The organism is Streptomyces sp. NPDC047315 (assembly GCF_040643215.1).
In the GTDB taxonomy this organism is placed as follows: Bacteria; Actinomycetota; Actinomycetes; order Streptomycetales; family Streptomycetaceae; genus Streptomyces.
Genome location: NZ_JBEYTZ010000007.1, coordinates 248,360 through 262,601, shown reverse-complemented (window position 1 = coordinate 262,601; position 14,242 = coordinate 248,360). Strand labels below are relative to the sequence as shown.

Genomic DNA, 14,242 nt, shown 5'->3' with positions numbered 1-14,242 from the left:
CCCGCACGCCGCGTGCGTACGGCGCACGGGCGCGCGGCGGCCGGCCGGTCGCGCCCCGCCCGCGGCACGGGGCGTGCAACCGACCGTCGCCCTGTTCGACGCCACTACAGTGGATCGGAAACGCGAACCGCCGGGGCCGGGTCCTCGCGAGCCTGCGGGCCGTCGAGACCGCCGGCGGCTTCGAGACCCGGCCCACCCACGGACCACGATCAGCAGGGAGCGCATGACGTGCGGCCTGTAGGCAGCAAGTACCTCCTGGAGCAGCCACTCGGCCGCGGAGCCACCGGCACCGTCTGGCGCGCCCGCCAGCGGGAGACCGCGGGCGCCGAGGCCGCCGTGCCCGGGCAGCCCGGCGAGACCGTGGCGATCAAGGTCCTCAAGGAGGAGCTGGCGAACGACGCGGACGTGGTGATGCGCTTCCTGCGCGAGCGCTCCGTCCTGCTCCGCCTGACCCACCCGAACATCGTGCGGACCCGCGACCTCGTCGTGGAGGGCGACCTCCTCGCCCTCGTCATGGACCTGATCGACGGCCCGGACCTCCACCGCTACCTGCGCGAGAGCGGGCCGTTCACCCCCGTCGCCGCCGCCCTGCTCACCGCCCAGATCGCGGACGCCCTCGCCTCCAGCCACGCCGACGGGGTCGTCCACCGCGACCTCAAGCCGGCGAACGTCCTGCTGAAGACGGACGCCGAGGGCCAGATGCACCCGATGCTGACGGACTTCGGCATCGCCCGCCTCGCGGACTCGCCCGGCCTGACCCGCGCGCACGAGTTCGTCGGCACCCCGGCGTACGTGGCCCCGGAGTCCGCCGAGGGCCGCCCCCAGACGTCCGCCGTGGACGTCTACGGCGCCGGCATCCTGCTGTACGAGCTGGTCACCGGCCGGCCGCCGTTCGCCGGCGAGTCCGCGCTTGAGGTGCTGCACCGCCATCTGAGCGAGGAGCCGCGCCGCCCCACCACCGTGCCCGAGCCGCTGTGGACGGTGATAGAGCGCTGCCTGCGCAAGGAGCCCGGGGAGCGCCCCAGCGCCGAGAACCTCGCCCGCGGCCTGCGGGTCGTCGCGGCCGGCATCGGCGTGCACTCGTCGGCGGCCGAGGTCGACGCCGCGCTCGGCGTCGGCGCGCTGCTGGCGCCCGACCCGTCCCCGGCTCCGGTGCCCGGCACGCCGGGCGCCGCCGACCCCACCCAGGTCCTGCCGAGCAACGCCGGATCGTACGACCCGGCCGCCGCGACCAGCGTCCTGCCGCACACCGGTGCGCCCGCCGGGCCTCCCGGGGCCGCGGACGCCACGAGCGTGCTGCCGCACACCGGCGGCCCCGGCGGGGCCCCGGACCCGACGGCCGTGATGCCGCCCGTGACCTCGCACCAGGGCGGGCCGCCCGGCGGGCAGGGGCCCGAGGACCCGCACCCCTGGCAGTCCCAGCTGCGGGCCGCCCGCGACCGCAACGAGCAGACCCAGATCCAGTACCTGGACCCGGGGCAGGACCCGCTGCGCCGCCGCCCGCAGCGCCAGCAGCAGCACCCCCAACACCCGCAGCAGCCGCCGCACCACCAGCAGCAGCACCAGCAGCCCCAGCCGTACGCGCCGCCGCCGCAGCACCTACAGCGTCAGCAGTACGCGCCGCCGCCCCAGCCACCGCAGCAGCAGCCCCAGCAGCAGCCGCGGTACGCACCCGCGCCGCCGCCCCCGCCGCAGCCGCAGGCGCCCCAGCAGCCCCAGCGCCCGCAGCGGCCCGAGCCCGCCCCGCGCCAGCCCCGCCAGCGCAGCGCCAACCCCATGCGCATCCCCGGCCTGGGCTGCCTCAAGGGCTGCCTGTTCTCGGTGATCCTGCTGGTCGTCGCGAGCTGGCTGGTCTGGGAGCTCACCCCGCTCCAGGACTGGGTGGCCGAGGGCAAGAGCTTCTGGACCGCGATCAGCGACGGAGTCTCGAAGGCCACGGACTGGATCTCCGACCTCACCAACTCCGACTCGGGCACCGACTCCCCGACGAACAACACGGGCAACAGCACCGGTAACTGATGTGCGTCTGGGTCTCTTTGTCGATTTCCGTCGTGAGGTGAGGCGGCGGTCTGGGGTGTTTTGCCCCTGAATGACTCCCACGTACGTGCGGCATGCGGCCGTCCCGGGCACGAACGCCCCGGACGGCCGCGTACGTTATGGGCAACGCCAGCCGCTGAGGGAGCAGTCTTGGCACGGAAAATCGGCAGCCGGTACACGGCCCACCAGATCCTCGGACGGGGCAGCGCGGGCACCGTGTGGGCCGGCGAGGGCCCCGAGGGGCCCGTCGCGATCAAGCTGTTGCGCGAGGACCTGGCGGCCGACCAGGAGCTGGTCGGCCGCTTCGTCCAGGAGCGCACCGCCCTGCTCGGGCTCGACCACCCCCACGTCGTCGCGGTCCGCGACCTCGTCGTCGACGGCAATGACCTCGCGCTCGTCATGGACCTGGTCCGCGGCACGGACCTGCGCAGCCGGCTCGACCGCGAGCGCCGCCTCGCCCCCGAAGCCGCGGTCGCGATCGTCGCGGACGTCGCGGACGGCCTCGCCGCCGCGCACCGCGCCGGGGTCGTCCACCGCGACGTCAAGCCGGAGAACGTCCTCCTCGACATGACGGGAGCCATCGGCCCCGGCGGCGCGCACCCGGCGCTGCTCACGGACTTCGGCGTCGCCAAGCTGATCGACACCGCGCGCCGCACCAAGTCCACGAAGATCATCGGCACTCCGGACTACCTCGCCCCCGAGATCGTCGAGGGCCTGCCGCCGCGCGCCGCCGTGGACATCTACGCCCTCGCGACCGTGCTGTACGAGCTCCTGGCGGGCTTCACGCCGTTCGGCGGCGGCCACCCGGGGGCGGTCCTGCGTCGCCACGTCACCGAGGCGGTGGTGCCGCTCCCCGGCATCCCCGACGAGCTGTGGCAGCTGCTGGTCCAGTGCCTCGCGAAGGCGCCGGCGTCCCGGCTGCGCGCCTCGGAGATGGGCGTACGGCTGCGGGAGCTGCTGCCCTCGCTGGCCGGGATGCCGCCGCTGGACGTCGACGAGCCGGGCGCTGAGCCGGAGGCCGAGCCGTACGAGGAGCCCGCGCCCGAGCCCGCGGGAGAGGGGCGACGGCGCGGCGCGGTGTCCCTGGTGCCCGGGGCGGCGCCCGCGGACTCCAACCGCGACACCCACACCTCGATGCGGGTGCCGGGCCCGGAGGAGCTGGCGGGCGGGGCGCACGGCACGGCGCGGGCGCCGCGGGCGCCAGGGCAGCGGCGGCCGGGTTCGGCGCGCAACAAGCCTCCGCGCAAGCCGGCGCCGTCCGTCCGCGTTCGCAGACGGGTGCTGGCCGGGTTGGTGGTGTTGGTGGTCGGCGTCGGCGGCTGGCTGGCCACGTCCACGGACGCGGACTCGGCCCCCGAGAAGCCGCACTCCACGTCCCCCTGACCTCCGCGCCCCCGCGGTTTCCTTGCGGGCAGGGTGCCCCCCCGGAGCCCCTGGGCGGTCTCGCCGTTTCCCCGCGGGCGCATCGGCCTCCGCGAACAGCCACACACAAACCGGTGGTCGTTACACAACGTTTCCGCCTTACGGCGAGGCGTTCCAAGGAGGGCGCGGGCGCGGCCCGGCAAGCGGCGGAGGGCTGCTACGGCCGCGGGGGCCGAGCGCTCTCCCGCCCGCGGGCGGGGACCGCGCACTCAGCCGTTACGCTTGAGGCGTGGCAGTCGTCGATGTATCCGAAGAGCTGAAGTCCCTCTCCTCGACCATGGAGTCGATCGAGGCCGTCCTGGACCTCGACAAGATGAGGGCCGACATCGCCGTGCTTGAGGAGCAGGCCGCGGCCCCGTCCCTCTGGGACGACCCGGAGGCGGCCCAGAAGATCACCAGCCGGCTCTCCCACCTCCAGGCCGAGCTCCGCAAGGCCGAGGCGCTGCGGGGCCGCATCGACGACCTCGGGGTGCTCTTCGAGCTCGCCGAGGCCGAGGACGACGCGGACACCCTCGCCGAGGCCGAGTCCGAGCTCGCCGACGTCCGCAAGGCCGTCGACGAGATGGAGGTCCGCACCCTGCTGTCCGGCGAGTACGACGAGCGCGAGGCGCTGGTCAACATCCGCGCCGAAGCGGGCGGCGTCGACGCCTCCGACTTCGCCGAGCGCCTCCAGCGGATGTACCTGCGCTGGGCCGAGCGCCACGGCTACGGCACCGAGGTGTACGAGACCTCGTACGCGGAGGAGGCCGGCATCAAGTCGACCACCTTCGTCGTGAAGGCGCCCTACGCCTACGGCACCCTCTCCGTCGAGCAGGGCACGCACCGCCTGGTGCGCATCTCCCCGTTCGACAACCAGGGCCGCCGCCAGACCAGCTTCGCCGGCGTCGAGGTCCTCCCGGTCGTCGAGCAGTCCGACCACGTCGACATCGACGAGTCCGAACTCCGCATCGACGTGTACCGCGCCTCCGGCCCGGGCGGTCAGGGCGTCAACACCACCGACTCCGCGGTCCGCATCACCCACATCCCCACCGGCATCGTGGTCTCCTGCCAGAACGAGCGCTCCCAGATCCAGAACAAGGCGAGCGCGATGAACGTCCTCCAGGCCAAGCTGCTGGAGCGGCGCCGCCAGGAGGAGCAGGCCAAGATGGACGCCCTCAAGGGCGACGGCGGCAACTCCTGGGGCAACCAGATGCGTTCGTACGTCCTGCACCCGTACCAGATGGTGAAGGACCTCCGGACGGAGTTCGAGGTGGGCAACCCCCAGTCCGTGCTCGACGGCGAGATCGACGGCTTCCTGGAGGCCGGCATCCGCTGGCGCAAGCGCCAGGACCAGGAGAAGTGAGCCTCCTCCCACGCCCCGCATGACGCAAGGCGCCGTACCGCACGCGGTACGGCGCCTTCGCCGTTCGCGCCCCCGTCACGCCAGGTCAGCTCGCTTTGTCGACAAGGAAATCGACCCTTGACAGGGGCCAACACCCCGTGATGTCACAGTTGTATGGACCTCGCTCCTGCCAACGCACCCCAAATGGGGACAACGAGCGCGGATTGCGCTTGACGTGTCCTGGGAAGACGGGAAAGGCTGGCGCGCGGCATGCGTGTTTCCGAGCGTGAGTGAGCAGGGTGAGAGTGCGACTCTCCCACGAGTAGCCGCTCCGGAGACCCGGCTCAGATGACGAGTGAGCTACTGGGGGTAGCAGTTAGATGACTAAGAAGACGCGAATTCGCGTGGCACGCGTCGCCGCAGGTGCGGTGATCGCTGCCGGCGCGTCGCTGGCGGCGGCCGGTGCGGCCTCCGCGCTGAACGTCGGTCCGCTCTCCGTCGAGGTGAGCGCCGACCTGAACGGCGACAAGCCGGGCGGCGGCGAGTCGACGCCGCCCGGTGGCGGTGTCGACCCGTCCGACCCGCCGACGTCCAACCCGCCGACCTCGAATCCTCCGACGTCGAACCCGCCGACGTCGAACCCGCCCACGTCGAACCCGCCGACCTCGAATCCTCCGACGTCGAACCCGCCCACGTCGAACCCGCCCACGTCGAACCCGCCGACGTCCAACCCGCCGACGTCGAACCCGCCCACGTCTCCCGGCCCCTCCACCAGCCCGTCGAACCCGGGCGGTAGCGGCGGCAGCAACGGCGGCGGTGCCGACGACACCACCGGTGGCACCGGCCCGCAGGGCGGCAACACCGACACGAACAACGCGGGCTCGCAGGCCGTGCAGCAGGGCGCGGCGAAGGAAGAACTCGCCGAGACCGGCGCCATGGAGACGACCTTCCTGGTGATCGGCGCCGCGACCATGATCGCCGGTGGCATCGGCTTCCGGATGCTGCCGCGGCTCGTCGGCGGTGGCCGTACCGCCGTCTGAGGGACGACGTCCCTGATGCCGCGGTGACGCGGTAGCACCAGAGCGTGACGAAGGGCCCGGGGTGTGGCACAGCACCCCGGGCCCTGATGCGTCTTGTGGCCTTCCGTGAGCGGTGCGGCACGCTCCGTACCGGCCGGATCCGGCTCGGGCCCTCCGTACGCCCCGTGGGCGCGGCCAGTACTCAGTAGCGGTCGGTACTCAGGCCGTACGCGCGGCCAGTACGGCTACGGCTCCGATCAGCAGCACCAGCAGCGTCACCAGCGCCGCCGGCGTCAGCCCCGCGAACGGGCCCTGCTGCTGGAGCCGCTCGCGATTGGCCCGGCACACGGGGCAGCGGCCCTCGGCGACCGGGGCCGCACAGTTGGCGCACACCAATCTGTCGTAGGTCATGCGCTCTCCTCTCCCGCTCTCCCGCGCGCGGAACCGCCATCGCGGACCGTGGGCGCACTTCCTCTGGGCCCTATGGAGAAAACGCCCGGAAACACGCGACTGTTCCCCTACCACTGTGCCAGCTCCCGCGCCGTTCGGCGCGCGTCCCCGTGAGCTCCGGCGCACCGCCGCATGACTCATGGGGAGGACAAACCACGCAACCCAGGCCGCCGGCTGCCTAGGCCAGTCCCGTTCGCGTAGTGTCACGCACACCTTTACCCCCGGCCCGTGGTGTGCACCCGTGATCCGATTCGCCAACGTCTCCAAGACCTATCCCAAGCAGAACCGCCCCGCGCTGCGCGACGTCTCCCTGGAGATCGCGAAGGGCGAGTTCGTCTTCCTGGTGGGCTCGTCCGGCTCCGGCAAGTCCACCTTCCTCCGGCTGATCCTGCGCGAGGAGCGGGCCAGCCACGGCACGGTCCACGTGCTCGGCAAGGACCTGAGCCGGATCTCCAACTGGAAGGTGCCGCACGTGCGCCGCCAGTTGGGCACGGTCTTCCAGGACTTCCGGCTGCTGCCGAACAAGACCGTCGCCGAGAACGTCGCCTTCGCCCAGGAGGTCATCGGCAAGCCCCGCGGCGAGATCCGCAAGGCCGTGCCCCAGGTGCTCGACCTCGTCGGCCTCGGCGGCAAGGAGGAGCGGATGCCGGGCGAGCTGTCGGGCGGCGAACAGCAGCGCGTGGCCATCGCGCGGGCCTTCGTCAACCGGCCGATGCTGCTCATCGCGGACGAGCCGACCGGCAACCTGGACCCGCAGACCTCCGTCGGCATCATGAAGCTGCTCGACCGGATCAACCGGACCGGTACGACCGTGGTGATGGCGACCCACGACCAGAACATCGTCGACCAGATGCGCAAGCGCGTCATAGAGCTGGAGCAGGGCCGACTCGTGCGCGACCAGGCCCGCGGCGTCTACGGCTACCAGCACTGAACCAGCGCGAGAAAGGCTGAACGCACGCGATGCGCGCCCAGTTCGTACTGTCGGAGATCGGTGTCGGTCTCCGCCGCAACCTCACGATGACCTTCGCCGTCGTCATCTCGGTGGCCCTCTCGCTCGCCCTCTTCGGCGGCGCGCTGCTGATGCGCGAGCAGGTCGGCACGATGAAGGACTACTGGTACGACAAGGTCAACGTTTCGATCTTCCTCTGCAACAAGAACGATGCCACGACCTCGCCCCAGTGCACCAAGGGCGCCGTGACGGCCGAGCAGAAGAAGCAGATCGAGGCCGACCTCGACAAGATGGGCGTGGTCGACCAGATCCACTACGAGAGCGCCGAACAGGCGTACAAGCACTACAAGGACCAGTACGGCGACACGCCCATCGCCGCCACGATCACCCCCGACCAGATGCAGGAGTCCTTCCGGGTCAAGCTGCACGACCCGGAGAAGTACGACGTGGTCGCCACGGCCTTCGCGGGCAGGGCGGGCGTGCAGTCCGTACAGGACCAACGCAACATCCTGCAGAACCTGTTCGACCTGATGAACAGCATGAACATCGCCGCGATCGCGGTGATGGTGCTGATGCTGATCATCGCACTGCTGCTGATCGTCAACACCGTGCGGGTCTCGGCGTTCAGCCGGCGGCGGGAGACCGGCATCATGCGGCTGGTGGGGGCGTCGAACTTCTACATCCAGATGCCGTTCATCATGGAAGCCGCGTTCGCCGGGCTGCTCGGCGGGGTGTTGGCCGTGGTGATGCTGCTGGTCGGGCGGTACTTCCTGATCGACAACGGCCTCGCGCTCGCCGACAAGATGCAGTTGGTCAACTTCATCGGCTGGGACGCGGTCCTCACCAAGCTCCCGCTGGTGCTGGCGATCGGGCTGCTGCTGCCGGCCCTTGCCGCTCTGGTCACCCTGCGCAAGTACCTGAAGGTGTGACGTCCGCCCCGGGGCGCCGTGGCGACAACGAACCTACGGCGCCGGTGGCTTGTCCTAGACTCAGCGTCATGCCGGGCCCTGAGTTCAGCCCTCGGCCCCGCCGTACCCGCCGCGGGGCGGCCCTGTCGTTGGTCTTCGTCACCGTGCTCGCCACCGGCGCCGGCGCCGACGCGCTGCCGCACGAACCCGACGCCGAGCAGGACCACTTGGTGGTGCGCCCGATCGGTGCCACCGTCGACCGGGAGGACGTGGCGCGGGCCGCGGCCGAGGCCGTCGCGGAGGGCGAGTCCGCCACCCAGGCCGCCGAGGAGGTCGTCAGCCGCAGCGGCGACCGCTGGGGTTCGGTGTACGGCAAGGAGGAGTACGAGCAGTTCCAGCAGTCCCTCGACGGCGAGTACACCGGCGTCGGGCTGTGGGCCCGGCGCTCCGGCGACGGGCGGGTGGAGATCGCCCGGGTCCAGCCCGGAGGCCCCGCGGCGAAGGCCGGCGTCAAGGCCGGCGACCGGCTGCGCACCATCGACGGCAGCCCGGTGGAGGGCCGCCCGGTCACGGACGTGGTGGCGCTGCTGCGCGGGAACGAGGGCACCGAGGTCGACCTCGGCCTCCAGCGCGATGGCCGCCGCTGGAGCGAGAGCCTGATCCGTACGACCCTGCCCAGCGAGTCCGTCACGGTCGAGCGCCTCGACGGCGGGACGGTCAAGATCAAGGTGGTCTCCTTCACGCGCGGCTCCGGGAAGCGGGTGAAGGACGCCGTCGAGCACGCCCCCGACGGCGCCGGCGTCCTCCTCGACCTGCGGGGCAACAGCGGCGGGCTGATCACCGAGGCGGTCACCGCGGCCTCCGCCTTCCTGGACGGCGGGCTGGTGGCCACGTACGACGTGAACGGCGAGCAGCTCGCGCTGTACGCGGAGCCCGGCGGCGACACCGAGCGGCCCGTGGTGGCGCTGGTCGACGGCGGCACGATGAGCGCGGCCGAGATGGTCACCGGCGCCCTCAAGGACCGTGGTCGCGCGGTCACCGTCGGTTCCCGCACCTTCGGCAAGGGCTCGGTGCAGATGCCCAGCCCCCTGCCGGACGGCTCCGTGGCCGAACTCACCGTCGGGCACTACCGCACTCCCGAGGGGCGCGAGGTCGACGGCAAGGGCATCGTTCCGGACGTGGTCCCCGCGGAGGGCGAGAGCGTCCAGGCGGAGGCGGAGTCGGTATTGACTGGCCTCGGGGCGGGGTCGTAGTGCGAAAATGAACGCACTATGGCTAAGGAAAAAGGGCGCAAGCTGATCGCGCAGAACAAGAAGGCGCGGCACGACTACCACATCATCGACACCTACGAGTGCGGTCTCGTGCTGACGGGCACCGAGGTGAAGTCGCTGCGTCAGGGACGGGCCTCCCTGGCGGACGGCTTCGTCCAGATCGACGGTCACGAGGCGTGGCTGCACAACGTCCACGTGCCGGAGTACACCCAGGGCACCTGGACCAACCACAGCGCCCGCCGCAAGCGGAAGCTGCTGATGCACCGGGAGGAGATCGACAAGCTGGAGGCCAAGTCCCAGGAGACCGGTCACACGATCGTGCCGCTCGCCCTGTACTTCAAGGACGGCCGGGCGAAGGTCGAGATCGCGCTGGCGAAGGGCAAGAAGGAGTACGACAAGCGGCAGACGCTGCGGGAGCGCCAGGACCGGCGCGAGGCGGACCGGGCGATCGCATCGGCCCGGCGGCGCCAGCGGGCGAAGGTCTGACCGTTCCGTCCGGGGGCGCGGATATGTGCTGGCACCCGCCCGCATCGGTCACGTACGATGGAGAAGTCCCGCGGGGCGGGACACGAGTGCACTTCGCACCTTCTTGAGGGTGTCGTGGTGTGCGCCTTGAAAAATCAACATGGGGATGATCGGTTTCGACAGCGGATGTCGAGGCAGGGGAAGCGAGCCGAGGAAGCGGCAATGATCTCGTAAACCATATGTCGCAAACAATAATCGCCAATTCCAAGCGCGATAACTCCGAAGCCTTCGCCCTCGCTGCCTAATAAGCAGTAGAGACGAAGGTTTCTCTCATGGAGCGTCAGCCCGGGGCTGTTCCCGACCCGGTTCCTGGCGTCAACTAGGGGACTAAACCTCTCAATTCGGTCACGGGGTTGAGAGGGAAATCAAACAGTGACTGAGCCCGTCGGAGACTTGTCCGTGTGATCTCCGGGGCTGAGAAAATCGCAGCGGACTGCGCTCGGAGAAGCCCTGTTTCTGCACCGTTGGACGCGGGTTCGATTCCCGCCATCTCCACTCATCCCATGTGGGCGAAGGCCCGGCCGTGATCACGGCCGGGCCTTCGTCATGCCCGGCCTTCGTCATCCCCGGGCGGTCGGGTTGCGGACGGCGAGGCACACGGCTGCGGCCAGGGCCAGGGCCGCAGCCAGCGTCGGTACGGCGAAGCCCGCGCCCGCCGCCAGGTGCTCCGCGCACCAGCCGGCTGCCGCCGAGCCGACCGCTATGCCGCCGAGGATCGCGGTGACCGCCAGCGTCATGCCCTCGGTGAGGCTGCCCCGCGGAGTCAGCCGCTGCACCAGGGCCATCCCCGTGACCATGGTGGGCGCGGTCGCCGCCCCCGCCAGCAGCAGACCGCCCGCGAGCAGCGCCGTCGAACCGGTGCGGGCCGTCAGCAGCGGCAGCGCCATCAGCACCGTCATCGCCGCCAGACAGCTGGCGAGCCGGCGCGGCAGGGCGCTGGCCGGCGGCAGCAGCCCGTACAGCAGCCCGGCGGCGCACGAGCCGCCCGCCTGGAGCCCCAGCACCAGCCCGGCCGCCGGACCGGCCACGTACGCCAGCGTCGTCACCTCCAGCGCGCCGAAGACCGCGCCCGTGGCGAGGAAGACCGCGAGCAGCGCCGGCATGCGGGGCGTGCGCAGCGGGGAGCGGGCGCCCGCGGTGCGCGGCGCGGGCGGCGGCTCCGTCGAGCGCTGCGCCGTGAACAGCAGGGTGCCGGCGACGAGCAGGGCGGTGCCGATGAGGGTGCCGGCCTCCGGGAAGAGCGCCGCGCACAGCAGCGCGCCGAGCGCCGGCCCGGTCATGAAGCAGAGTTCGTCCAGCGCCTGCTCGAAGGCGTTGGCGGTGTGCAGGGCGCCCGGGTCGTCCCGGTGCAGATGCGCCCAGCGGGCCCGCGCCATCCCGCCGACGTTGGGCGCGGGCGCGGTGGCCGCGTACGAGGCGAACAGCGTCCAGGCCGGTGCGTCCAGGCGTACGCAGAGCACCAGCGAAAGCGCGCCGAGCGCCGCCAGCGCGGCGGCCGGCACGGCGATCCGGGCCTGCCCGTGCCGGTCCACCAGGCGCGCGGTCCACGGCGCGACGAGGGCGGTGGCCGCGAGACCGGTCGCGGTCACCGCACCCGCCAGGGCGTACGAGCCGCGGGATCCGGCGATCATGACGACCGCGCTGACGCTGAACATCGCGAACGGCAGCCGGGCGACGAGCGAGCCGGCGGTGAAGGCGCCGGTGCCCGCCGGGGCGAACAGTCGGCGGTAGCGCTGCGGGACGTTTGCGGTGAGGGCTTGTTGCGGCATGGAGCCAGCATCCGTGCAGGTCAGAGCCGTGGTCCAACACTTGTCGGGACTCCATTCACGCACATGGGTTGTCAGTAGTACGGTCCGGGCGTGCCCCATGACATCGACCCCCGGCTGCTGCGCGCCTTCGTCGCGGTCGCCGAGGAACTTCACTTCACCCGGGCCGCCGGCCGTCTCCACGTCGCGCAGCAGGCCCTGAGCCGGGACGTGCGGCGGCTGGAGCGGGAGGTGGGCGCGGAGCTCTTCGGCCGCACCACCCGATCGGTGGCGCTCACCGTCGAGGGGGAGCGGCTGCTGCCGTACGCCCGTGCCGTGCTCGCCGCGCACGACGAGCTGCGGGCCGCGTTCCGCGCGGAGCGGCGGCCACTGGTGGTGGACGTCAGCTCCCGGGTGAGCACGGCCCAGCGGGTGCTGGACGAGGCCCGGCGCAGCGTGCCGGAGCTGGAGTTGGTGGCCCGCTTCCACAGCGGGCTGACCGGAGCCGCGGCGGAGGTCCTGGCCGGGCGGGTGGACGTGGCCTTCGGTCGGGTCGCGGGCCTGGACGCGGCGGTGCGCGCCGGGCTCGACGACGTGCCGGTGCGGTACGAGCGGATGGCGGTGCTGCTGCCGGTGGAGCACCGGTTGGCCGGCCTGTCGCAGGTGCCGGTGGCCGAACTCGCGGGGGAGACGCTGTACGCGGGCGCCGGCAACCCGGCGACCGCCGCGTGGACGGCGCTGGCGGCGCGCCTGTTCGCACGGTTCTCCATCGCCATGGCCGAGCCGTTCCCCGAGGTCGCGGGGGCGGACGAGTTCGTCCGGGTGGTGCGGCGCCGGGGCTGGTCCGTACTGGCGAGCACCGAGTTCATCGAGGTGCCGGACATGGTGGTGCGGCCTCTGGTGGATCCGGTGCCGCTGTCGCCCGTCTCCCTCGTACGGCGCCGGGGGCTGCGCCACCCCGCGGCGGACGCGCTGCTGGCCGCGTCGGGTCGACTGGGCGCGGCGGAAGGGTGGCTGGAGCGGCCCGGGGGCGACTGGTGGCTGCCGGATGAGGATCTGCGGGCGATGGAGCGGGGCGGGACGTCCCGGGCGCTCGGCGTTGGGCCATCTCGGTGACGTCGTACGGGAGTTCGCGGCTCGATGTGGCAACCCGCGGGCGCCCTGACCGTCTATAGGTGGTGACAGGACATCAGACCTGTCACCACGACACGATCGGGAGAACGATCAGATGATCTCAGGCAAGGCGGGCAGGGGCACGGCTCTCGGGGCGGTCCTGCTGTCGCTGCTGACGGTGCCGGTGCACTCCGCGACGGCGGCGCCCGCGTCCCCGGAGCCCTCGGCGGCGGGGTCCCGGGCCGCCGCGACGGCAGCGCCCGACCTCGAAGCGCTGCGCACGGCCCTGAAGGCGGCGCTGGCGAACGGCGCGCCCGGCGCCATGGCCCGGATCGACGACAACGGCACCGCCCACAAGGTCGCCGAGGGCGTCGCGGACCGCGCCACGGGCCGGGCCATCAGCGCGAGCGACCGGTTCCGCGTCGGCAGCGTCAGCAAGACCTTCACCGCGGTCGTGCTGCTCCAACTCGTCGACGAGGGCAAGCTGAACCTCGACGCACCGGTGAACAGCTACCTGCCCGGCCTCATCGACCAGCGGATCACGGTCCGCCACCTGCTGAGCCACCGCAGCGGGCTGTACGACTACACCAACGACATGTTCGCCCGCACGGTCCCCGGCTTCGAAGCCGTCCGCAACCGGGTCTTCAGCTACCGGGAGCTGCTGGACCTCTCCCTGGCGAAGCCGCTGACGGTGACGCCCGGCACGTCGTACGCGTACTCCAACACCAACTTCGTCGTCGCCGGCATGCTGATCGAGAAGATCACCGGGCGCGGCGTCGCGACGGAGTACCGCGAGCGGATCATCGACCCGCTGGACCTGGACGACACCTCGTACGTCCACCCGAGCACCGCGATCTCCGGGCGGCACACCAAGGGCTACCTCACGCCCGACGAGGCGGGCGCGCCGCTGGTGGACTCCTCGTACCAGACGGCGTCCTGGGCGCAGAGCGCCGGCGCGGTCATCTCCAGCACGCGGGACCTGAACACCTTCCTCAGCGCGCTGATGGGCGGACGGCTGACCTCCGCGGCGCAGTTGGCGCAGATGCAGCAGTGGACGCCGGTGAACTCGACGCAGGGGTACGGGCTGGGGCTGCGGCGGCGTGACCTGTCGTGCGGGGTGTCCGTGTACGGGCACACGGGGACGGTGCAGGGGTACTACACGTTCGCCTTCGCGGCGAAGGGGGGAGGGCGGGCGGTGACGTCGGTGGCGAACACGTCGAACAACGGGACGGTGCTGAACGTGCTGCCGCGGACGTTGGAGGCGACGTTCTGCGGGGCGGCGGGTTCTGGGACGCGTACGGCTGCGCCTGCGGCGGCGCCGGCCGAGCGCTTCGAGGACATCGCCCCGTCGATCCCCCGCGACTAGTTGTCCGCCGGGCCCCTGACGTACTCGCCGTAGCCCCTGCGGCTGCGTCGGTCCCTGCGGATCGTGGGTGGTTCTCGCGCAGTTCCTCCCCCTACGCCCAGGGGCGCGGGGAACTG

General features: G+C 71.9%; 12 protein-coding genes and 1 other RNA gene. 11 read left to right on the top strand and 2 right to left on the bottom strand.

The features are described 5' to 3' along the window. The first annotated feature begins 228 nt into the window (after positions 1 to 228). The 4 genes from ABZ842_RS10595 (at position 229) to ABZ842_RS10580 (ending at position 5,820) form a co-directional block, all read left to right on the top strand. Positions 229 to 2,019, top strand: coding sequence for a protein kinase (locus ABZ842_RS10595; protein WP_361534994.1), 1,791 nt, complete (start codon positions 229 to 231; stop codon positions 2,017 to 2,019). Between the two features lie 168 nt (positions 2,020 to 2,187). Then, positions 2,188 to 3,420 carry a serine/threonine-protein kinase gene (locus tag ABZ842_RS10590; RefSeq protein WP_361534991.1) on the top strand — a complete coding sequence of 411 codons (1,233 nt, stop codon included), beginning with the start codon at positions 2,188 to 2,190 and terminating at the stop codon, positions 3,418 to 3,420. 268 nt (positions 3,421 to 3,688) lie between these two features. Next, positions 3,689 to 4,801 carry a peptide chain release factor 2 gene (gene prfB, locus ABZ842_RS10585; RefSeq protein WP_361534988.1) on the top strand — a complete coding sequence of 371 codons (1,113 nt, stop codon included), beginning with the start codon at positions 3,689 to 3,691 and terminating at the stop codon, positions 4,799 to 4,801. A gap of 359 nt (positions 4,802 to 5,160) precedes the next feature. Beyond that, a complete protein-coding gene (locus ABZ842_RS10580; RefSeq protein WP_361534985.1) occupies positions 5,161 to 5,820 on the top strand; it encodes a hypothetical protein in 660 nt (219 codons plus the stop codon). Between the two features lie 198 nt (positions 5,821 to 6,018). Here ABZ842_RS10580 and ABZ842_RS10575 read toward each other — a convergent pair whose 3' ends face one another. Further along, entirely contained in the window at positions 6,019 to 6,210 is a 192-nt protein-coding gene (locus ABZ842_RS10575) for a hypothetical protein (RefSeq protein ID WP_361534982.1), read from the bottom strand. A gap of 280 nt (positions 6,211 to 6,490) precedes the next feature. Between ABZ842_RS10575 and ftsE the strand changes: the two genes are divergently transcribed. From ftsE to ssrA, 5 genes are all read left to right on the top strand, one after another. After that, on the top strand, positions 6,491 to 7,180 hold the full coding sequence (gene ftsE / locus ABZ842_RS10570) for a cell division ATP-binding protein FtsE (protein ID WP_361534979.1): 690 nt from the start codon (positions 6,491 to 6,493) through the stop codon (positions 7,178 to 7,180). Positions 7,181 to 7,209: 29 nt separating this feature from the next. Continuing rightward, positions 7,210 to 8,127 (top strand): permease-like cell division protein FtsX, encoded by a 918-nt coding sequence (gene ftsX / locus ABZ842_RS10565; protein ID WP_361534976.1) that lies wholly within the window; start codon positions 7,210 to 7,212, stop codon positions 8,125 to 8,127. Between the two features lie 68 nt (positions 8,128 to 8,195). Beyond that, positions 8,196 to 9,359 (top strand): S41 family peptidase, encoded by a 1,164-nt coding sequence (locus tag ABZ842_RS10560; protein ID WP_361534973.1) that lies wholly within the window; start codon positions 8,196 to 8,198, stop codon positions 9,357 to 9,359. A gap of 18 nt (positions 9,360 to 9,377) precedes the next feature. Further along, on the top strand, positions 9,378 to 9,863 hold the full coding sequence (gene smpB, locus ABZ842_RS10555) for an SsrA-binding protein SmpB (protein WP_361534970.1): 486 nt from the start codon (positions 9,378 to 9,380) through the stop codon (positions 9,861 to 9,863). 141 nt (positions 9,864 to 10,004) lie between these two features. Continuing rightward, positions 10,005 to 10,400: a transfer-messenger RNA gene (gene ssrA / locus ABZ842_RS10550) on the top strand. Between the two features lie 62 nt (positions 10,401 to 10,462). Here ssrA and ABZ842_RS10545 read toward each other — a convergent pair. Then, a complete protein-coding gene (locus ABZ842_RS10545) occupies positions 10,463 to 11,671 on the bottom strand; it encodes an MFS transporter (RefSeq protein WP_361534967.1) in 1,209 nt (402 codons plus the stop codon). A gap of 90 nt (positions 11,672 to 11,761) precedes the next feature. Between ABZ842_RS10545 and ABZ842_RS10540 the strand changes: the two genes are divergently transcribed. Beyond that, a complete protein-coding gene (locus ABZ842_RS10540) occupies positions 11,762 to 12,763 on the top strand; it encodes a LysR family transcriptional regulator (RefSeq protein WP_361534964.1) in 1,002 nt (333 codons plus the stop codon). A gap of 112 nt (positions 12,764 to 12,875) precedes the next feature. After that, positions 12,876 to 14,126 carry a serine hydrolase domain-containing protein gene (locus ABZ842_RS10535; RefSeq protein WP_361534961.1) on the top strand — a complete coding sequence of 417 codons (1,251 nt, stop codon included), beginning with the start codon at positions 12,876 to 12,878 and terminating at the stop codon, positions 14,124 to 14,126. The last annotated feature ends 116 nt before the right edge of the window (positions 14,127 to 14,242 follow it).